The sequence below is a fragment of the Streptomyces sp. NBC_00690 genome, from assembly GCF_036226685.1.
Classification (GTDB): Bacteria; Actinomycetota; Actinomycetes; order Streptomycetales; family Streptomycetaceae; genus Streptomyces.
Map to the genome: position 1 here is coordinate 8,191,168 of NZ_CP109009.1, position 18,777 is coordinate 8,209,944.

At 68.3% G+C, this 18,777-nt stretch carries 17 protein-coding genes; 7 read left to right on the forward strand and 10 right to left on the reverse strand.

From position 1 onward, the window contains the following. Positions 1–29 precede the first annotated feature (29 nt). From OID54_RS35320 to OID54_RS35335, 4 genes are all read left to right on the forward strand, one after another. Positions 30–986, forward strand: coding sequence for a sensor histidine kinase (locus tag OID54_RS35320; RefSeq protein ID WP_329027969.1), 957 nt, complete (start codon positions 30–32; stop codon positions 984–986). 18 nt (positions 987–1,004) lie between these two features. Then, on the forward strand, positions 1,005–1,664 hold the full coding sequence (locus tag OID54_RS35325) for a response regulator transcription factor (protein WP_329027971.1): 660 nt from the start codon (positions 1,005–1,007) through the stop codon (positions 1,662–1,664). Positions 1,665–2,377: 713 nt separating this feature from the next. Beyond that, the gene (locus OID54_RS35330) at positions 2,378–2,605 is read left to right on the forward strand and encodes a hypothetical protein (protein WP_329026387.1); all 228 of its coding nucleotides are present in this window, start codon (positions 2,378–2,380) and stop codon (positions 2,603–2,605) included. 6 nt (positions 2,606–2,611) lie between these two features. Next, entirely contained in the window at positions 2,612–3,838 is a 1,227-nt protein-coding gene (locus tag OID54_RS35335) for a cation:proton antiporter (RefSeq protein WP_329026390.1), read from the forward strand. 348 nt (positions 3,839–4,186) lie between these two features. Here OID54_RS35335 and OID54_RS35340 read toward each other — a convergent pair whose 3' ends face one another. After that, a complete protein-coding gene (locus tag OID54_RS35340; protein ID WP_443055739.1) occupies positions 4,187–6,133 on the reverse strand; it encodes a SulP family inorganic anion transporter in 1,947 nt (648 codons plus the stop codon). 756 nt (positions 6,134–6,889) lie between these two features. On the opposite strand from OID54_RS35340, the gene OID54_RS35345 reads away from it, so the two are divergent. After that, a complete protein-coding gene (locus OID54_RS35345) occupies positions 6,890–7,717 on the forward strand; it encodes a CPBP family intramembrane glutamic endopeptidase (protein WP_329026393.1) in 828 nt (275 codons plus the stop codon). Between the two features lie 75 nt (positions 7,718–7,792). Further along, on the forward strand, positions 7,793–8,410 hold the full coding sequence (locus OID54_RS35350; protein ID WP_329026396.1) for a hypothetical protein: 618 nt from the start codon (positions 7,793–7,795) through the stop codon (positions 8,408–8,410). Between the two features lie 191 nt (positions 8,411–8,601). On the opposite strand, the gene OID54_RS35355 is transcribed toward OID54_RS35350, so the two are convergent. Next, positions 8,602–8,973 carry a cupin domain-containing protein gene (locus tag OID54_RS35355; protein WP_329026398.1) on the reverse strand — a complete coding sequence of 124 codons (372 nt, stop codon included), beginning with the start codon at positions 8,971–8,973 and terminating at the stop codon, positions 8,602–8,604. A 359-nt stretch (positions 8,974–9,332) separates the two neighbouring features. Here OID54_RS35355 and OID54_RS35360 point away from each other — a divergent pair, with 359 nt between their 5' ends. Beyond that, positions 9,333–11,330, forward strand: a complete 1,998-nt coding sequence (locus OID54_RS35360; RefSeq protein ID WP_329026399.1) for a WD40 repeat domain-containing serine/threonine protein kinase — start codon at positions 9,333–9,335, stop codon at positions 11,328–11,330. Positions 11,331–11,444: 114 nt separating this feature from the next. On the opposite strand, the gene dmpG is transcribed toward OID54_RS35360, so the two are convergent. From dmpG to OID54_RS35400, 8 genes are all read right to left on the reverse strand, one after another. Beyond that, the gene (dmpG, locus tag OID54_RS35365) at positions 11,445–12,479 is read right to left on the reverse strand and encodes a 4-hydroxy-2-oxovalerate aldolase (RefSeq protein ID WP_329026401.1); all 1,035 of its coding nucleotides are present in this window, start codon (positions 12,477–12,479) and stop codon (positions 11,445–11,447) included. Next, positions 12,476–13,408, reverse strand: coding sequence for an acetaldehyde dehydrogenase (acetylating) (locus OID54_RS35370; protein WP_329026403.1), 933 nt, complete (start codon positions 13,406–13,408; stop codon positions 12,476–12,478). The genes dmpG and OID54_RS35370 overlap by 4 nt, the downstream gene beginning before the upstream one ends. Continuing rightward, positions 13,401–14,420, reverse strand: coding sequence for an amidohydrolase family protein (locus tag OID54_RS35375; protein WP_329026406.1), 1,020 nt, complete (start codon positions 14,418–14,420; stop codon positions 13,401–13,403). Before OID54_RS35375 ends, OID54_RS35370 begins: the two co-directional genes overlap by 8 nt. A gap of 22 nt (positions 14,421–14,442) precedes the next feature. Next, positions 14,443–15,015, reverse strand: a complete 573-nt coding sequence (locus OID54_RS35380; RefSeq protein WP_329026409.1) for a 3-hydroxyanthranilate 3,4-dioxygenase — start codon at positions 15,013–15,015, stop codon at positions 14,443–14,445. A 16-nt stretch (positions 15,016–15,031) separates the two neighbouring features. Next, the gene (locus tag OID54_RS35385; RefSeq protein ID WP_329027975.1) at positions 15,032–15,481 is read right to left on the reverse strand and encodes a RidA family protein; all 450 of its coding nucleotides are present in this window, start codon (positions 15,479–15,481) and stop codon (positions 15,032–15,034) included. A gap of 98 nt (positions 15,482–15,579) precedes the next feature. Next, a complete protein-coding gene (locus OID54_RS35390; RefSeq protein ID WP_329026411.1) occupies positions 15,580–16,344 on the reverse strand; it encodes a 2-keto-4-pentenoate hydratase in 765 nt (254 codons plus the stop codon). A gap of 1 nt (position 16,345) precedes the next feature. Next, a complete protein-coding gene (locus OID54_RS35395) occupies positions 16,346–17,179 on the reverse strand; it encodes a 2-keto-4-pentenoate hydratase (protein WP_329026414.1) in 834 nt (277 codons plus the stop codon). Between the two features lie 9 nt (positions 17,180–17,188). Beyond that, the gene (locus OID54_RS35400; RefSeq protein WP_329026416.1) at positions 17,189–18,631 is read right to left on the reverse strand and encodes a 2-hydroxymuconic semialdehyde dehydrogenase; all 1,443 of its coding nucleotides are present in this window, start codon (positions 18,629–18,631) and stop codon (positions 17,189–17,191) included. Positions 18,632–18,777: the final 146 nt, after the last annotated feature.

Consider the following 18,777-nt stretch of genomic DNA (forward strand, 5'->3'; position numbering starts at 1 on the left):
CGGCACTGGCAGCACCTTCGGCGCTTTCGTTGTTCTGGCGGATCTTCCTGTTGAACGCCGCAGTGCTCACCCTGGCCACCGCGCTTCTGCTCCTGGGACCCGTCACCGTCTCCACACCGGTCGTCCTCGCCGAAGCACTGATCCTGAGCGCCGGCCTGGCCATCATGCTCATCGCCAACGCAGCGCTCCTGCGGCTCGGTCTCTCCCCGCTTCAGCGCCTGGCCCGGACCATGGCCACGCTCGACCTGCTGCGCCCCGCACCCCGGCCTGCCGCCGCCGGACACGGCGAGATCGCCGAACTGATCACGACCTTCAACAGCATGCTCGACCGGTTGGAGGCCGAACGGGCCACCAGCAGCGCCCGGGCCCTGTCCGCACAGGAAGGGGAGCGCCGCCGCATCGCTCAGGAACTGCACGACGAGGTGGGGCAGACCCTCACCGCCGTCCTCCTCGAACTGAAGAGGGTCGCGGACCAGGCTCCGGAAGGCATTCGGATGGAACTGCTCCAAGTGCAGGAGACGACACGGGGCAGCTTGGACGAGATCCGTCGCATCGCCCGCAGGCTGCGCCCCGGCGTCCTCGACGAACTCGGTCTGGCGAGCGCCCTCAGATCGCTGGTCAACGAGGTTCCGTCCCACGGCGGGCTCACGGTCGGGCGCCGACTCCAGACGGACCTGCCGGAACTGGGAAAGGACCTAGAGCTGGTCCTGTACCGGGTCGCCCAGGAGAGTCTCACCAACACGGTACGTCACGCCCGGGCCTCACACGTCGAACTCACGCTCCGTCGGATCCACGACGGAGTGGAACTACGGATCCGCGACGACGGTCGGGGGCTCCAGGGTGCCCCGGAAGGCGCGGGCATTCGCGGCATGCGGGAGCGTGCCCTGCTCATCGGGGCGCAGTTGCACCTTGAGCCCGGTCCCGGGGGCGGTACGGATGTGCGTCTCGTCGTGCCCCTCGCGAACGCCGCAAACGGAAGCGACTGAACCATGCCCGACGACACCATGCCCGAGAAAGCCAGGACCCGCATCCTCCTCGCCGACGACCACGCACTCGTACGCCGCGGGGTGCGGCTCATCCTGGACAACGAACCCGACCTGACCGTCGTCGCCGAGGCGAGTGACGGTGCCGAAGCCATCGAGATGGCGCGCGAGGAGCGCCCTGACCTCGCCATCCTCGACATCGCCATGCCGCGTCTGACCGGCCTCCAGACCGCGCGTGAACTCTCCCGCCTCCAGCCGGAGCTGCGCATCCTCATCTTGACCATGTACGACAACGAGCAGTACCTCTTCGAAGCCCTCAAGGCGGGTGCCGCCGGCTATGTGCTGAAGTCCGTGGCCGACCGGGACCTCGTCGAAGCCTGCCGTGCAGCCATGCGTGACGAGCCGTTCCTGTACCCCGGCGCCATCAACACACTGATCCGCAGCTACCTCGACCGTGCCCGGGACGGCGGCGCACTGCCGGCGAAAGCCATCACCGACCGTGAAGAGGAGATCCTCAAGCTCGTTGCTGAAGGGCACTCCTCCAAGGAGATCGCCCGCATCCTCGTCATCAGTGTGAAGACGGTCGAACGGCATCGGGCCAATCTGCTGCACAAGCTCGGCCTCAAGGATCGACTGGAACTCGCCCGCTATGCCATCCGCGCCGGACTCATCGAGCCATGAGGGCTGGGCTGTCCCGCAGTCCCTGGCTGATCCACCACGGATCATCGGACGGCCTTGGTTCGATCCCTGCTCTCAGAGGGCGAACGCCTCGTCGGTGCAGCGGGTCGGACACCTTGTCAGTTGGTGCCAGTGGTGTTCTCTGGGATCGTCGTCGCTCCGAAGCGCCACCCGAGTTCACCCTCTGCGCACCACAGCTCACTCGCTTTTCCCACCCTATGGTGACGTTCGGTTAGTTTGCTGTGCTTTGCCCTGCGCTAGAATTCCTGACCGAAGCACATGCTCCATACAACGGGTGGGGTCTTTCCAAGCGTTGGAGCGCAAGACCTAGGGATACCGGACCATCGGGGGAGGGCACGACATGGCTCAATACACGTGTGCCCTGCGCCTGTCCGTGACCGGCCTCGCTCGCTGCCGCTTCCCCTTCCCGCCCACGCCCTGGGCTGTGCGGGTCGAGACTCCCGCTCGTGACAGCGTGCCGGATACCGGCGAGTTCGAGCGCCACTTCTCGTCACCCGTCCGGCCGGCCCTTTCCGTCTGAGGTTCATCGCCTCGTTCGTCTGCGTGGAACGGGGTTTGCCCCGCACCTGGGCAATCCGGTCGATCGTCGCGGCTGACGCAGAACTCTTCACCACCGGCAGTGCGCGCGGACCTCTGGTCTCCCCGTGCCGGTGGGTGATGCCCGCACGTCCGCTTTCGTGCCCCGGGAGTACGCCATGGAGCCAACCGCCAGTCTTCGCACCACCGAGTTGCCAGGAGTCGGCCGCCGCCACGACCTCGAAACCGAGGCCGGCCGCCATCTGTCGCTCATCGCAGCACCGCGCCGCACCACGGCCGTTCCCTCGCCTTCTCGCACGTTCCGCTTCACCATCGGCGGCCCCCTGGTGGTCGCCGATGGTGGAGAAGGCGTCGAAGCCGTGGCCGAACTGATCACCGGAGGATAGACGCCTGTGCACAACACCACGGAATTGCTCATCGAACTCGGTGCGATCATTCTTGCCCTCGGCTTGCTGGGGCGGCTCGCCGGGCGAGTGGGCTTCTCGCCCATTCCCCTCTATCTACTGGCCGGGCTCGCTTTTGGCCACGGAGGAATTCTCCCGCTCCAGGCCAGCGAAGAATTCACCGCGACGGGCGCCGAAATCGGCGTCATCCTTCTCCTGCTCCTCCTCGGTCTGGAATACAGCGCCTCCGAACTCGTCACCAACCTCAAATCCCAGTACCCGTCCGGCGTGGTCGACTTCGTCCTGAACGCCGCTCCCGGTGCGATAGCGGCACTGATTCTCGGCTGGGGTCCGGTGGCCGCCGTCGTCCTCGCCGGCGTCACCTGGATCTCCTCCTCCGGAGTCATCGCCAAGGTGCTCGGTGACCTCGGTCGGCTCGGGAACCGGGAGACACCCGTGATCCTGGGAGTCCTGGTCATCGAGGACCTGGCCATGGCCGTGTACCTACCGATCCTCACCGCCCTGCTCGCCGGTGTGAGTCTGGCGGGCGGCGCCACCACACTGCTCATCTCCCTCGGCACCGTCGGAGCCGTGCTCTACCTCGCCCTGCGCCACGGTCGGCTCATCAGCAAGGCCGTCTCGTCCGACAGCGCCGAGATGTTGCTGCTGGTCGTCCTGGGCCTGACGCTTCTCGTCGCCGGCATCGCGCAGGAACTCCAGGTCTCCGCGGCAGTCGGCGCGTTCCTGGTCGGAATCGCCCTGTCCGGGGAGGTCGCGGAAGGCGCCCGCAGCCTGCTCATGCCCCTGCGCGACCTGTTCGCTGCGGTCTTCTTCGTCTTCTTCGGGCTCTCCACCGACCCCGCGGACATCCCGCCGGTCCTCGTTCCCGCGCTGATCCTCGCCGCGATCACCACCCTCACGAAGATCGCCACCGGCTGGTACGCGGCCCGTCGGGCCGGCATCAAGACGGCCGGTCGTTGGCGTGCAGGAGGCACCCTCGTCGCCCGGGGCGAGTTCTCCATCGTCATCGCCGGCCTCGCGGTCGGCGTCGACTCACGCATCGGACCGCTCGCCACCGCGTACGTCCTGATCCTGGTCATCGTCGGCCCCCTCGCCGCGCGCTGGACCGAACCCGTCGCACGCCGACTCACCCGCCGCTCCGCACCTCCCAACTCTCCGGCGCCGCCTACCGGTCCGGCGACGGAAGCGGTCGACCCGGTGGCGACGAACACATGAGGGGACGTCCGTCCGTCGAAGCCCGCTCTGCAATGCCCGGCCGCGGCCGTTGCGGAGGGCCGACCGTCACCACCGGGCTACCCCGCTCCGGATGTTCGCTCACCATCGCTGAGAAGGGGTCGGTCCGGCATTCCGCTCCCGGCTTCGGTGATGCTGGTGGCCGTCCACGGTGGGACACCGGCCGGCGCTGCGTTCGTGCTCCGGCCGGCGTCAGACCGTTCTGATCTTGTTGCTCTCCCATGGCAGTTGGCGGGACTCGAACCCCCGCCAACTGCAATTAGCGACATCATCGCATCTGGTCAATTGCATATTTCTGCAACTTGAGAGCATGCGAAAAGGAGAGAGGGGTTAGCGGAAGTGCCCCTCGTCGTAGGGGTGGAGGGGCTGGTCCCCCCTCCCATCCCACTGCCGCGAGTCGACCACCGGCCCTGAGTACCACGGTTGGTAGTACGCGGGTTCGTCGAACGTCGGCTGCACCGGCCGCAGTCCGTCGGTCAGTTCGCCCTCGATGGGCGCACCGTGAACGTATGGCCGCCCCCTGTGCTGATCGTTCCTGTTGTGATCGTGCTGGGGCTGGTGCGGGTCGGCCAGATGCACCGAACCGTTGACGTACCCGCGGGCCGCGAATTGCGGTACGGGCTCCGATTCCGCCCCATGCGGGTGCGCGGCGATCGCCTCGGAATGCGCCGTGGCCGACTGCTCGGGGTCGATCTGAGCCCTCGCCACTGCGGACTCGGCGGCTTCCTGCGCCGACTGGTCGCCACGGAGGAGGACCGAGACATGTTCGGCACCCGCCTTGCGGCGCTGCTCGGCCCACCCCTCGATCTCACTGAGGCACGCCATGTCCAGATGGACGATTCCGCGGGCGTCGATCTCGACCCGGGAGGCGCCGGACACGGACTCCAGAGCGTCGATGAGACGGGTCAACCGGAGGAACGTGGCATTGCCGCGCAGTTCGAGCCGGGCGAAGTCGCCTTCGGTGCTCCGGCGGATCGTCATGGTCGACATGCGCAGCACGGTGAGGACGATCGCGACGGCCAGCCCGGCGAGTACGCCTTCGAGGAGGTTGGCGACCACGATGGCCAGCGTGGTGATGAACATGACGATGCCTTCACCGCGGTCGGCCTTCCACATCTCGATGAACGCGGGCGGATTGAACAGCTTCCAACCGGCGTGCAGCAGGATGCCGGCGAGAACGGTGACGGGGATGAGGCCGAGCAGCCCGGGAAGCAGAAGGCCGAAGCCGAGCAACCAGGCGCCGTGCAGCACCCGGGAGATCTTCGTCTTGCCGCCTGCCTGGACATTGACCGCGCTGCGCACGATGACGGCGGTCATCGGCAGTGCGCCCAAGAGGCCGCACACCGTGTTTCCGACTCCTTGGGAGAACAACTCCTTGTTGTACTGGGTACGGGCTCCGGTGTGCATACGGTCGACGGCCGCCGCGCTGAACAGGCTCTCCGCGGAGGCGATGATGGTGAAGGTGACGATCATCATGAGCACGGCGGGGTCGAGCAGACCGCCGAGGTCGGTCGGGCCGACGACGTCGATCGCGTCCAACATGTCATCGACGACGACCTTCTTCACATCGAACATCGGCAGTGCCGCGGCGAGTGATCCCAGCACCACGGCGACCAGGGGGGCGGGGACCCGACCCAGGGGAGCAGGGACCTTCTTCCAGAGGAAGCACAGCACAACGGTCAGTCCGCCGAGGAGGAGCGCACCCCCCTTCTGTCCGTCCGAGAGGACGTCGGTCGCCAGGTCCGGCAGTCCCGCGAGGTTCTTCAGGGCGGCGCCCAGCTGTTTGGAATCGACCAGGGCGTAGGTCTGGCTCAGGATCAGCGGCAGACCGATTCCGGCGAGCATGCCCTGCACGACGGCGAGGGAGATGGACTGGAAGAGCCTGCCCATCTTCATCATTCCCAGGACCATTTGGAGCAGGCCGGAGATCAGGACGACCGGTCCGAGGAGTTCCACGCCGTGTTCGGTGGTGAACTCCAGGACGAGGACGGCGAGCCCTGCGGCGGGCCCGGAGACCTGGAAGGTGCTCCCGGGAAGGAACCCGACGATCAGTCCGCCGACGATCCCGGAGATGATTCCCAGTGAGACCGAGACGCCCGATGCAGCCGCCACGCCGATGCACAGGGGCAGGGCCACCAGGAAGACGACGACGGAGGCCACGAAATCGGTGCCGATCGAGCCGGTGAGGGCGGGTGAGGGCGGGGACTTCTTCGCCCGGCCGCCGGCGCTCCTCTTCGCATGTCGGCCCGTGCCAGGGCGTGTTCGTTCAGACGACACAGTGATCCTTTCACCGCGTCCATCGGCCGACGGGCAAGAAGGAGCTCGTATCCGGTCGATGGGCACGTGGGGGGAGAGACGAATCCGGGTGTCTCACTTGGGACGGCTGGCGCGCGGGCGGGACGCCGCCAACGGCCCAGGGCGCGGGAGACCTCGACGGGGCTCGTCCGCGAGCCGAGGACGGTGAGTGGTGGGGCGTCGGTGCCATCGCCGGCGTGAACCGGCGGAGCGAACTGCTTCAGGGGGCCACGCGATGCCAGAAGTCCCGCGCGTTGCCCAGCAGCCGCTTCATGGTCACACTCCTCCAAGAGCCAGCTCGGCAAGCCGGAACGGGAGACATACCCGGGGGATGTCCTGCGCCCGGAAGCATGCGCCCATGCCATGAGTCAGTCGTGAGATCACGATGAGAGAGCTCTCATACGGTCCGAGGTGACGGGCGCGGGAGTAGCAGCGTGGGGTCCAACCGCTTCTCGATCCGCCACGAGAGACGGGAGGAGTCGGCCGGGCCACTCGCTCGTGGCGCCGAGGTCGTGGTCGCGGGGTTCGCCGGCGCAGGTGCTCGGGCAGCCCAGGCGGCTCCACTGCGCGCCACTGCGCCGGGGAGAGTGAGGAGGCGGTCGTATCGCCCGATCAGTGAGGGTCCGTGTCATTTGTCTGGAGTGGAGTGAGAGAATGCTTCGCTGACGGCAGCCCCGGCGACGCAGGACCGTACCCAACGGGGTCGCGGGCCGTCGCCACCCGACGAAGGACGGTCCGATGCACGACCAGATGGAAGCAGCACAGGACGGTCCGGTGGGTCGGAGGCTCTCGTGGCCGTGGTTCCTGGTGGCGGTTGTCGTCTACGCGGGCATCATCCAGGGCATCGGACTTCTGACCGGCGTGGACACCAGTGGCTCGGACAGTCAGTTCCCGACCGCCGAGTCGATAGTGCGCAACGCTCTCATACCGATCGGCGCGTCCATCGTGTTCGTCGTCGGCCTGATCACCTGGCTCGGCTGGTGGGGCGAGGTCCTGCACCATCGGGTTCCGGTGCGACGGTGGGTGCGTTGGGTGCCGATCTCCATGCTGGTCGTCGCCGTGCTCGGTCTGAACTACTGGCACCTGTCGGAGCAGAGCTTCTCCCTCGTGGTCTGTCTGCTCCTGCTCGGACTGTTCGTCGGTGTCGGTGAGGAACTCATGTTCCGGGGCCTGGGCGTGCATGTGTTCCGTCGGGCCGGGTTCACCGAGGGCAAAGTGGCCCTCTACTCCTCACTCGTCTTCGGTCTCGTCCACGTCAGCAATGCCGTCAGTGCGGGAGCCGAGGCACTCATCCAGGCTGCCATCGTCTCCACGTCCGGCTACTTCTTCTATCTCTGTCTGCGTGTCGGAGGTGTGATCCTGCTGCCGATGCTCGTGCACGGTCTGTGGGACATCAGTTTGATCTCCAACCTCGTCGGTGCAGAACCCCAGACAGCCTTCGGGATGGTCCTCGTCATCCTCCTTCAGGTCGTCCTGATCGTGGTGCTTCTCGTCAGGCGCCGTTCGATCGAGCCCGTACCTCCGCAATCAGCCGTTCCCTCCGGTCCTGGCGCAGTGGCCGGCTGACTGATCGGGGCCCGGCCGTTGGGGCCGGGCCGGGGATGCCGGTGCCGTGTCATAGGCGGTGGATACCCTGCGGGAATGAGCAATGCGATATGGGCTGCCCTGGCCGCGACACCCCTCCCGGAAGTGCAGCGCCGCGCGGCCGTGGTGAACGACCTCGCCGAGGTCGAACCGGTGACGGTGACCGGCGCGCGCCGTCTCGGCTGGAACGACCGCGGCGGCCAGTCCGCGGTCTGGTACTTCACGGACGACGGCCGCGCGCTGCTGCTGACGTTCGACCATGAGTCGTCGCTGAATCTGTACGCCGAGGAGGATTTCGCCCTCCAGGAGTCCTTCTACCAGGGCGTCCCCGAATCCCTCGTCGCCTTGGTCCGCGACCGTCCCGAGAACTACGAGTCACTGAACCTCACGGACTCCGCGACCGGCCGGACGATCCACTACGCAGGCGGTGTCTTCTGGTACGACGGCACGCACTGGCAGGTGTCCGACGGCCTGGCGGAGTACTGCCGCCGCGAGGACGTGGACCTCTTCGGCGAGTCCGGCTTCGACTACTGCCTGAAGGTTTACCGCTTCGGCCAGGACTTCACCCCGGAGACCGTCGTGGCGACCCGGGACGAGAAGGGTCGTTACGAGGACGACAAGGAGAGGGAAGCGGACCTGCTCGGCGTCCGCGAAGTCTTCACCCGACACGGCTAGGCATCTGACCCGGACGATTGCCTACGCGGATGATGGGCGGATGTCCGCCCACTGCAGGGGGCACCGCGGCGATGCAGGTGCCGCGGTGCTCAGTGCCTCACACACTCCGGCCGTACGAGCAGTGTCATACGAGCGGCACCGGGGCCAGTGCCACACTCGTCCTCGTTGTGCATCCATGCGGGGCGGGCGCCCTATGCGGACGAGGGCTTCGCGTAATTGCCGTAACCGGTCCAGTCCACGGCTACGCAAGGTTCCTCGCCCAGCACCCAGGCGTCATGTCCGGGCGGGATCTGGAGGAAATCGCCCGGACCTGCTTCGGCGCTCTCGCCGCCGTCCATGACGATCTTGATCCGCCCGCTCACCACGTATCCGGTGTGGGCTTCCTGGCAGCTGGCGGTGCCGGCCAGCGGTTTGATGTGCTCGGACCATCGCCAACCGGGCTCGAAGACTGCCCGGCCGACCGGTCCGCCGGGCGTTTCGAGCAGGTCCAGCCGGCCCGTGCCATCGGGGAAGGGTCTTGTCTCATCGGCGGAGTCGAAACTCCGGATCAGCAGTCCAGCCATGATCGACCGCCTCCCGGCGGGAATGTCCCCGAGTTCCCTTCCAGCCTAGTCCGGTGCCGGGAGCTGTGCGACGGTCCTGGTCAGTGGGTCAGTGGACCCGCACGTCCGCGAAGAGGAACTGTGGACGAGGGTCCGATGCTCATCCGGGCGGGCGGGAACACCGAGAGACACCGAGAGACACCGAGAGACGCCGTGAGACACCGCGAGGCACGGGGGCGGTGCACAACACGTCCCGACCGCGTCCCGACCGCGTCCCGACCTCGACTCGACGGAGGTTCTGACCGGAGTCGAATACACCCCGACAGGGCGAGACGGGTTGATTTGGCGCGGAGTTGACGGCTTGCCCTACAGTGACCGCCATGGTGGGGGCAGCAGGACGTCTGGTAGGCGGGCGCTACCGTCTGGTCGAGCTGGTGGGCCAGGGCGGTATGGGCAGGGTGTGGCGGGGGCACGACGAGACTCTCGACCGGCGCGTTGCGGTCAAGGAGGTCGTCCTGCCCGCGGGGCTCGCATCCGACGACCGCGAGCAGCTGCTGCAACGGACCCTGCGCGAGGCCCAAGTGGCCGCCAAACTCAACCATCCGGGGATCATCACCGTCCATGACGTGGTCAAGGACGACGACGCTCCGTGGATCGTCATGGAGTTCATACCCGGCCAGTCCCTCGGTGGGTTGATCGCACAGAGCGGCAGGCTCCCCTGGGACCGGGTCGCCGTGATCGGAGCTGAGGTGGCCGACGCACTGGCCCATGCACACGCCGCAGGGGTGGTGCACCGCGATCTGAAGCCCGACAACGTCCTCATCCACGGCCGTCGCACGATTCTCACCGACTTCGGCATCGCCCGGGTCCTCGACGGCTCGGCAGGCACCCGACTCACCCGCACGGGAACCGTGGTCGGCACTCCGCAGTACATGCCCCCGGAGCAGTTGGAAGGCGCGGACGCCACCGCTGCCGGGGATCTCTGGTCCCTCGGGGCCACCCTCTACGCGGCCGTTGAGGGAGACGTCCCCTTTGACGCGCCGTCCTTGGCGGCCCTGTTCCACGCGATCCTCGCCCAACCCATGCCGGCGCCCTCGCACGCGGGACAACTCGCCACCGTTCTCCATGAGCTCCTCGCCAAGGACCCCGGTCAGCGCCCCGGCGCCGCGACCCTGGCCAGCCGTCTCGCCACCCTCGCGCACCCCCGTACCCAAGTCGACCATCAACCGCCACCGCCGCAGCACCGGCCGACCGTCACCGCACCGGCCCGCCCACAACCCCGCACACCGCATCCGCCCACGGCGCACGCCTCCGCACCGCCGAGGACGGCGACCCCATCCGTGACGGGGCCGGTGATCGGGCCGCGGTCCACGACGACAGCACCCCGGAAGGTCGGTCGTCGTACGGTGCTGCTCGCCGGTACGGTCGTAGCCGCGGCCACCGCCGGTGCTGTGTGGTACTGGATGCCGGACTCCGCGGCGCCCTCCGACCGGCCCGGCATCGCCACGCTCACCGGTCATGGCTACATGGTCAACGCAGTCGCCTTCAGCCCCGATGGCAAGGTGTTGGCGACCGCGAGCGACGACAGCACCGTACGGCTCTGGGACGTGCCGAACAGAACGCTCCTGGATACGCTCACCGCCCACGGCGACATGGTGTTCTCGGTGACGTTCAGTCCGGACGGCAAGACCCTGGCGACGGCGAGCGCCGACTCCTCGGTGTTCCTGTGGGACCTGCGCACACGACGACGCACCGCCGTCCTCAACGGCCACGACGGACGCATTCGCTCAGTCGCGTTCACCCCTTCCGGGAAGACCCTGGCCACTGGGGGACAGGACAACACGGTCCGGTTGTGGAATGTGGCGGATCGTCGCCGTACCTCGGTCCTCTCGGTTCCGGGGGAAGCCGTCTACGCGCTCTCCTTCAGTCCGGACGGGAAGACCCTGGCCGCCGCCGCGGGCTTCGGACCCGCGGTGCGCCTGTGGGACATGGCCTCCAAGAAGCCCAGGGACCTCGCCGAGAACCCCGGCACCACGAAGTCGATGGCGTTCAGCCCTGACGGCAGGACGATGGCGATCCCGGGGCCCACCTATGCCACCGCTTCCCTATGGGACGTGGCCACGCGCAAACTGATCACCGAGCTTGAGGTCGTCCACAAGTCCGAGGTCAACGCAGTGGCGTTCAGCCGGGACGGGAAGACCCTGGCCACCGCGAGCGAGGACAAGTCCGTCCGACTGTGGGACACGACCACTCGCGCTCCCAGCGCCACCATCGTCGGTCACAAGGGTGCCGTGTACGCGCTCTGCTTCAGCCCCGACGGCACCATCCTGGCCAGCGGCAGCCATGACAAGTCCGCCCGCCTGTGGGACCTTGCCTGATCGTTGCCCATGGTCGACGGGTGCAGGGACCTGTGCACGGAGCGACCTGGGCACGGCGCACGCGAACGCGACGAAGGGGCCCGATGCGCGAGCGGACCCCTTCGAACCTTCAGATCATGCGTCGTTCCGCTGCCCCACGAGGTTGAGGGCGATGTCCGCGATCATGTCCTCCTGTCCGCCGACCATGCCCCGGCGGCCCACCTCCAGGAGGATCTGCCGGGTGTCGAGACCGTGCCGGCGAGCGGCGTCCTCGGCATGGCGCAGGAAGCTGGAGTAGACACCGGCGTACCCGAGGCTGAGGGTCTCGCGGTCCACCCGGACCGGTCGGTCCTGGAGCGGTCGGACGATGTCGTCCGCGGCGTCCATCAGAGCGAACACATCGCTGCCGTGGAGCCAGCCCGAAAGGTCGGCGACCGCGATGAACGCCTCCAGGGGACAGTTCCCGGCTCCAGCGCCCTGGCCTGCGAGGGAGGCGTCCACGCGCTGTGCGCCGTTCTCCACGGCCACCACCGAGTTGGCCACACCGAGGCCGAGGTTGTGGTGGGCGTGGATGCCGATGCCGGTCTCGGGGGCGAGCACCTCACGATAGGCCCGCACCCGGTCGCGGACGCCGTCCATGGTGAGCCGGCCGCCCGAGTCGGTGACGTACACGCAGTGGGCGCCGTAGGACTCCATGAGCTGGGCCTGACGGGCCAGTTCGGCGGGTTCGGCCAGATGGGACATCATCAGGAACCCGGCGACGTCCATGTCGAGTTCCCGCGCCGCTGCGATGTGTTGGGCCGCGATGTCGGCCTCCGTGCAGTGGGTCGCCACCCGAACCGAACGGATCCCGAGTGCATGGGCGCGGCGCAGATCGGCGACCGTGCCGATGCCCGGCAGCAGCAGGGTGGTGAGCCGTGCACGCGTGACGACCTCCGCCGCGGCGGCGATCCACTCGTCGTCGGTGTGCGCACCCGCGCCGTAGTTCACACTGGAGCCGGCGAGGCCGTCCCCATGGGCGATCTCGATGGCGTCGACGCCCGCCGCGTCCAGGGCGGCGGCGATGGTGCGGACCTGGTCGACGGTGTAGCGGTGCCGGACGGCGTGCATCCCGTCGCGCAGCGTCACGTCCTGGATATAGAGCCGGGACGGTGTCTGAGGAGATGTCATGAGGAGGCCAGCCTTTCCGCGACCCGCAGTGCGGCGGAGGTCATGATGTCGAGGTTGCCCGCGTAGGACGGCAGGTAGTGGGCGGCGCCCTCCACCTCCAGATAGACCGAGACGAGTTGCCCGGTTCCGGCCGGGGCACCGGTGAGCGGAGCGAGCGGGTCATCCGCTTCGATCGCGCGGATCTGCACTTCCTGCTTCAGCCGGTAGCCCGGTACGTAGGCGGCGACCTCGGCCACCATCGCCTTCACCGAGGCCCGTACCGCTTCCTGGTCGCAGTCGCCGACGACGCAGTACACGGTGTCCCGCATCACGAGCGGCGGCTCGGCCGGATTCAGCACGATGATCGCCTTGCCCAGGGCGGCGCCGCCCACCTCCTCCAGGGCGCGCGAGGTGGTCTCGGTGAACTCGTCGATGTTGGCGCGGGTGCCCGGCCCCGCCGACTTCGAGGCGATGGAGGCGATGATCTCCGCGTAGCGGACCGGGGTGACACGGGACACGGCAGCGACGATCGGTACGGTGGCCTGGCCGCCGCAGGTGACCATGTTGACGTCGGGCGCGGACAGGTGCTGGTCCAGGTTGACCGGCGGTACGACATAGGGACCGAGGGCCGCCGGTGTGAGGTCGATCAGCCGCTTGCCGTGCGCCGCCAGTACGGTGGCGTGATGACGGTGGGCTCCCGCCGATGTGGCGTCGAAGACGATCTCGATGTCGGGGAAGCACTCCATGGCCACCAGTCCCTCCACCCCCTCGTGGGTGGTGGGGACACCGAGCCTGCGAGCCCGTGCGAGCCCGTCCGACTTCTCGTCGATGCCCGCCATCGCGGCCATCTCCAGTCGGTCCGACAGCCGCAGCACCTTGATCATCAGATCGGTGCCGATGTTGCCGGAACCGATGACGGCCACACGGGTGCGCGTGAGCTGGTCAGACATCGTTGCCTCCTGACCGCGGGGAGAAGAACTCGACCGCGTTGGAACCGAGGATCATCGCCTGTTCGGCTTCGGTGAGCCCCGGGCAGTCGCGCACCACCGTGCCGGGCTGCTGCTCACCGAGGGGGAAGGGGAAGTCCGTACCGAGCATGACCCGGTCCGGGCCCATCACATCCACCAGCAGCCGCAGCGCCCGGGGGTCGAACACCGCGGTGTCGACGTAGAAGCGGCGGGCGTACGCGGACGGCGGTTTCGGGGAATCCGCGCGGACGATGTCCCGGTTGTGCCAGGCGTTGTCCGCGCGGCCCAACAGGAAGGCAAAACTGCCACCGCCGTGGCAGAAACAGAGCTTCAGGGACTCGGGGAGCTTCTCGAAGGCCCCCGAGAGGGCGAGACCGAGGATGGACAGCTGGGTCTCGGCGGGCATGCCGACCAGCCAGCGCAGCATGTTCCGGTCCATCCGCCCGTCGCCGAGCATGTCCCACGGGTGGATCAGAACCGGGATGCCCTCCCGGGCGCAGTGGGTGAGGAAGCCGAGGACGTCCGCGTCGGCGAGGGTGCGTTCGCCGATGTGATTGCCGATGTGGACCCCCCGGTGTCCGGCGGCGGCGGCCTTGGAAGCCATCTCGCAGGCCAGTTGGGTGTCCTGGAGCGGCACTTGGCAGAGCGGGATCAACCGTTGTGGATCCTGGGCGCAGTATTCGAGGATGCGGTCGTTGACCAACTCGCACCATTCGGCGGCGCGGTCAGGCGGGGCGGCGTACCCGAACATCAGCGGCGTCGAGGAGATGGCCTGCACATCGATGCCCAGTGCGTCCATCTCGATGAGTCGCCGCTCGGGGTCCCACAGGGATGCGGTGACCGGACGGTACTCTTCTGTGCCGCTCATCATCATGCCGGTGCCCGAGCCGTCCTGGTGGACACGCAGCCAGGGCTCACCGGCACCTTGGAGGAGGCGGCTCTCGGATTCCGAAATGCGCGGGAAGACATGCGCATGGACGTCGAAGACAGACAAGGCGAACTCCGGGGGGCGTGGTTCAAGAACGGGTCTGTGTGCGCGGACGCATCTCTTCGGGCCACTCCCGGCCCGGGTGCACGGCCTTGCAGTGGGGACAGGTGCGGTCGCTGTCGTAGAAGGTGCGGAAGACGGGCGGCAGGTCGTCGACGATGGAGGTGAGCCGGAGCTCGGACCGGTGGACCAGCCGGTGGCATTCGGTGCAGTACCACTCGACGGCGTCCAGCAGGCCCGGCGGGCGGGTGTGCTCGACGACCAGACCGATGGATCCCGGCTCGGGGCGCTGGGGGGAGTGGCGTACGTGCGGTGGGAGCAGGAAGACGTCGCCCTCGTTGATCTGGATGTCGGTGGGCGGCCGGCCCTCCTCCTCCATGACCCGCAGCACCATGTTGCCGCGCAGTTGGTAGAAGAACTCCTCGGTCGGGTCGTCGTGGAAGTCGGTGCGCTGGTTCGGGCCGCCGACGACGGTGACCATCAGATCGGCGTCGCGCCAGATCTGGATGTTCCCGACCGGGGGCTTGAGCATGTCCTGGTGCTCGTCGATCCACCGGGCGAAGTTGAAGGGAAGTCCGTGGGACAGCTTCGGCAGGGTCATGGCGCCGTGCTCCTGATCAGGATTCTGTGACGGTTACTGAGCCGGTCGCGGCGGTGGTGGTGCCGGCGAGCGGGATATGGGCGACGCAGGAGATTTCGATCAGCAGGTGCGGGTGCGGGAGCTGGTGGACGGCGACGGTGGTGCGCGCGGGGCCCGTTTCGTCGAAGTACCGTGCGTAGACCTCGTTGTAGCCGCCGAAGTCGTTCATGTTGACGAGGAAGGTGGAGATGTTCACCACGTCGGCCAGTGAGCCGCCGACCGCCGCCAGCAGATCGCGGATGTTCTCGATGACCGCCTGGGTCTGGGCCTCGATGTCGAGACTGGTGGTGCCGGCCTCGTCGGCGCTCGCTCCCACGAAGGTGCCGTCGGGGCGACGAGAACTGGTGCCGGAGACGAACACGAGGTCCCCGGCCCGCCGCAGGTGCGGGAATCGGCCGCGGGGGCGCGCCTTGCCTTCGACGAGCAGCGCCTGGGGCGCCCCGCCTGTCGCCTGAGCGTCTGCATCAGGCACGGCCGCGTCGGGCGTTGTGTTGTCGGGCGTTGTGGCGTTGGGTACGGGGGTGTTCATCGGGTGGTCACCTCTACTCCGCCGAGGCCGTCGCCGAGAATGCGCACATGTGCTCCGCGGGGGAGCGGAAGGGCCGCGGTCGCGGCACCCGCGAGGACGATCTGCCCCGGCTCCAGCGCGATCCCGGCCTCGCCGGCCAGCCGTGCCGCGGCGACCAGGGAACGCAAGGGGTGCCCGAGGATCGCCGCGGACGAACCGGTGGCCACGACCCGGCCGTCGATCTCCACGAGCAGACCGATGTTGCTGAGGTCGCGTACATCGGCGGGCTGCCAGATGCCACAGCCGTATCGCGCGGCCGAGGCGTTGTCGGCGATCACATCGGGGAGGGTGAAGCGGAAGCCCTCGTAGCGGGAGTCCAGTACCTCGTACGCGACCGCGACACCGGCGAGCGAACGGACGGCCTCCGCCGGAGTGATCCGGCCGGAGATCGGGCTGCCGATCAGAAAGGCGATCTCCGGTTCGATCCGCGGGTGGATCAGGCCACCGAGGTCGAGCACGGCTCCGTCCTCCACCTGCATGGCGTCGGTGAGCAGTCCCCAGATGACGTCGTCGACGCCCATCTGCACCATCTTCGCCCGGCTGGTGAAGCCCATCTTCACACCGGTGGACGATTCGCCGCGGGCCAGCCGGCGTTCGATGACCGCGCGCTGGACGGCGTAGGCGTCGGGCAGGGTGAGTTCGATGGAGTCGGTGGGGCGGTCGACGGTGTGCCCGTCGACGGCCGCAGCGTCCAGGATCTCGGTCAGCTGTGCGAGGGTCATGTCATGCCTCCTGGCCGGTCGCTGCGGCGAATGCGACCCGTACGTCACCGAGTCCGTCGATCCTTGCTTCCACCACGTCTCCCGGAAGGACGGGGATCATCGGACCGAGCGCTCCGGTCAGTACGGTGTCACCCGCCCGCAGGGGGCGACCCACCCGTACCAGCGTGTCGGCGAGCCAGAGTGCCGCGTGCAGTGGGTTGCCGAGGCAGGCGGCTCCCGTTCCCGTCGACACCTGTTCGCCGCGTCGCTCCATGACCATGCCGGCCAGGCGCAGATCGAGCCGGTCCAGCGGGACGGGCCGGTTGCCGAGGACGTACAGCCCGCTGGAGGCGTTGTCCGCGACGGTGTCGGCGAGGCTGATGTCCCAGTCCTGGATGCGACTGCCGCACACTTCGATGGCGGGCAGTGCGAAGGCGGTGGCGCGCAGGAGATCGGCGACGGTGTGCCGCTCCCGGTCGAGGTCGGCATCGAGTACGAGGGCGACCTCGGCCTCGACCCGTGCCTGCTGGACCGCTCCGACGGGGATCTCGGCACCGTCGGGGACCGCCATGTCGGCGTACAACATGCCGAAGTCCGGTGCGTCGACACCCAACTGCTCCTGGACGGCGGCCGAGGTCAGACCGATCTTGCGACCGGTGAGACGACGACCTTCCCCGAGCCAGTGCTCGGTGAGCAGGTCCTGCACGGCGTAGGCCGATTCGGCGCTCGTGACCAGATCGCGTACGGGGGCGCAGGGCCGGCCCTCGGCGTGGGCGCGCAGCAGGCGATCGGCGGCGGCTCTGATGTCGGCGGACCCCGGTGCGCGGGCCTCGGTGGTGGTATCGGTGCGATTCATGACGGTTCCTCAGACCTGGATGCAGACGTTGACGGGCTCGGAGAAGAAGTCCAGGGAGTATGTGCCGCCCTCGCGGCCGATGCCGGAATCCTTCACACCGCCGAACGGGGTGCGCAGATCGCGCAGGTTCCAGCAGTTGACCCAGACGATCCCGGCGTCGATGCGCGGGGCGACCCGGTGGGCGCGGGAGAGGTCGCGGGTCCAGACGGTGGCGGCGAGGCCGTAGCGGCTGTCGTTGGCGAGCCGTACCGCCTCTTCTTCGGTGTCGAAGGGGGCGATGTGGCAGACCGGCCCGAAGACCTCCTCCTGGACGGTCCTGGCGTGCTGCGGCAGTCCGGTCAGGACCGTGGGTTCGACGTAGAAGCCCTCGTCGCGCCGGTCCCCGAAGTGCGGGGCCTTGCCGCCGGCGACGACGGTGGCACCCTCCTCGACCGCGAGCCGGTAGTAGGACAGCACCTTGTCGCGGTGGGCCGCGGAGATCATGGGTCCGTAGTCGGTGAGCTCCCTGGCGCGGGCGCCGAGCAGGCTCACGAACTCCTCGTAGCGGGAGCGTTCGACGTAGACGCGTTCGGTGCACAGGCAGATCTGCCCGGAGTGGGTGAAGGCGGATCGTACGGTGCCTTCGACCGCGGCTTCGAGGTCGGCGTCGGCGAAGATCACGGCTGCGTTCTTGCCGCCGAGTTCGAAGGAGACGGGTGTGAGGTGGTTCGCCGCCTCGCGCATGATGGCCGAGCCGGTGGCGGACTCCCCGGTGAAGGCGATGGCGTCCACATCGGGGTGCGAGGTGAGGAAGGCGCCTGCGGCGTTCGTGCCATGGCCGTGGACGAGGTTGAACGCACCCGCGGGCAGACCGGCCGCGTCGATCGCCTCGGCGAGCAGCGTCGCCGTGGACGGGGTCTCCTCCGACGGCTTGGCGACCACCGTGTTGCCCGCGGCGAGAGCGGGGGCGACCTTCCAGGTGAGCAGCAGGAGCGGGAGGTTCCACGGGGAGATGACGGCGACGACTCCCAGAGGCCGACGCACGGTGTAGTTGAGCGCCTGCCCGGAGCCGCTCCAGCCGGGGACACTGGTGGAGTAGGACTGCTCGGGGCGGCCGTAGAGCAGGTCCGCGTAGGCGCGGAAGTTTCCGATGGCGCGCGGGATGTCGACGGTGGCGGCCAGTTCCCGGGGCTTGCCGGTGTCGCTCACCTCGGCGTCCACGAAGGCGTCGAACCGGGCCTGGATCTCGTCGGCGATGCGGTGCAGTGCGGCGGACCGCTCCTCGGGACTCGTCGCCCCCCACGCCCCGTCGAGTGCCTCACGAGCGGCTCGGACGGCGGCGTCCACGGTCTCCCTGGCTGCCTCCGGGACCTGTCCCACGGTGCTTCCGTCGACCGGATCAACCAGGGGGAACGTTGTGGTGGCGGGGTCGTTCGGCAGGAATGCCCCGCCCACGTAGTGCGCCGCTTGCATGGCTCGCCCCTCACTTTCGCGTCCTGTTGTTGTGAAGCCGAGTGGTGGATACGACCGGCTGTTCAGGAGCATGGCGCTGGCGAGGTATGCCTGTCTAATGCCCATTGGGGTGTCTGCTATAGCAATATGGGCATGGGTTCGGGCGT

What these genes read in the sequence shown, in the direction of transcription:
- OID54_RS35325 (WP_329027971.1), top strand. Translation starts at nt 1,005, where the DNA reads ATGCCCGAGAAAGCCAGGACCCGCATCCTCCTCGCCGACGACCACGCA.
- OID54_RS35330 (WP_329026387.1), top strand. Translation starts at nt 2,378, where the DNA reads ATGGAGCCAACCGCCAGTCTTCGCACCACCGAGTTGCCAGGAGTCGGC.
- OID54_RS35345 (WP_329026393.1), top strand. Translation starts at nt 6,890, where the DNA reads ATGCACGACCAGATGGAAGCAGCACAGGACGGTCCGGTGGGTCGGAGG.
- OID54_RS35350 (WP_329026396.1), top strand. Translation starts at nt 7,793, where the DNA reads ATGAGCAATGCGATATGGGCTGCCCTGGCCGCGACACCCCTCCCGGAA.
- OID54_RS35355 (WP_329026398.1), bottom strand. Translation starts at nt 8,973, where the DNA reads ATGGCTGGACTGCTGATCCGGAGTTTCGACTCCGCCGATGAGACAAGA.
- OID54_RS35360 (WP_329026399.1), top strand. Translation starts at nt 9,333, where the DNA reads ATGGTGGGGGCAGCAGGACGTCTGGTAGGCGGGCGCTACCGTCTGGTC.
- dmpG (WP_329026401.1), bottom strand. Translation starts at nt 12,479, where the DNA reads ATGACATCTCCTCAGACACCGTCCCGGCTCTATATCCAGGACGTGACG.
- OID54_RS35370 (WP_329026403.1), bottom strand. Translation starts at nt 13,408, where the DNA reads ATGTCTGACCAGCTCACGCGCACCCGTGTGGCCGTCATCGGTTCCGGC.
- OID54_RS35380 (WP_329026409.1), bottom strand. Translation starts at nt 15,015, where the DNA reads ATGACCCTGCCGAAGCTGTCCCACGGACTTCCCTTCAACTTCGCCCGG.
- OID54_RS35390 (WP_329026411.1), bottom strand. Translation starts at nt 16,344, where the DNA reads ATGACCCTCGCACAGCTGACCGAGATCCTGGACGCTGCGGCCGTCGAC.
- OID54_RS35395 (WP_329026414.1), bottom strand. Translation starts at nt 17,179, where the DNA reads ATGAATCGCACCGATACCACCACCGAGGCCCGCGCACCGGGGTCCGCC.
- OID54_RS35400 (WP_329026416.1), bottom strand. Translation starts at nt 18,631, where the DNA reads ATGCAAGCGGCGCACTACGTGGGCGGGGCATTCCTGCCGAACGACCCC.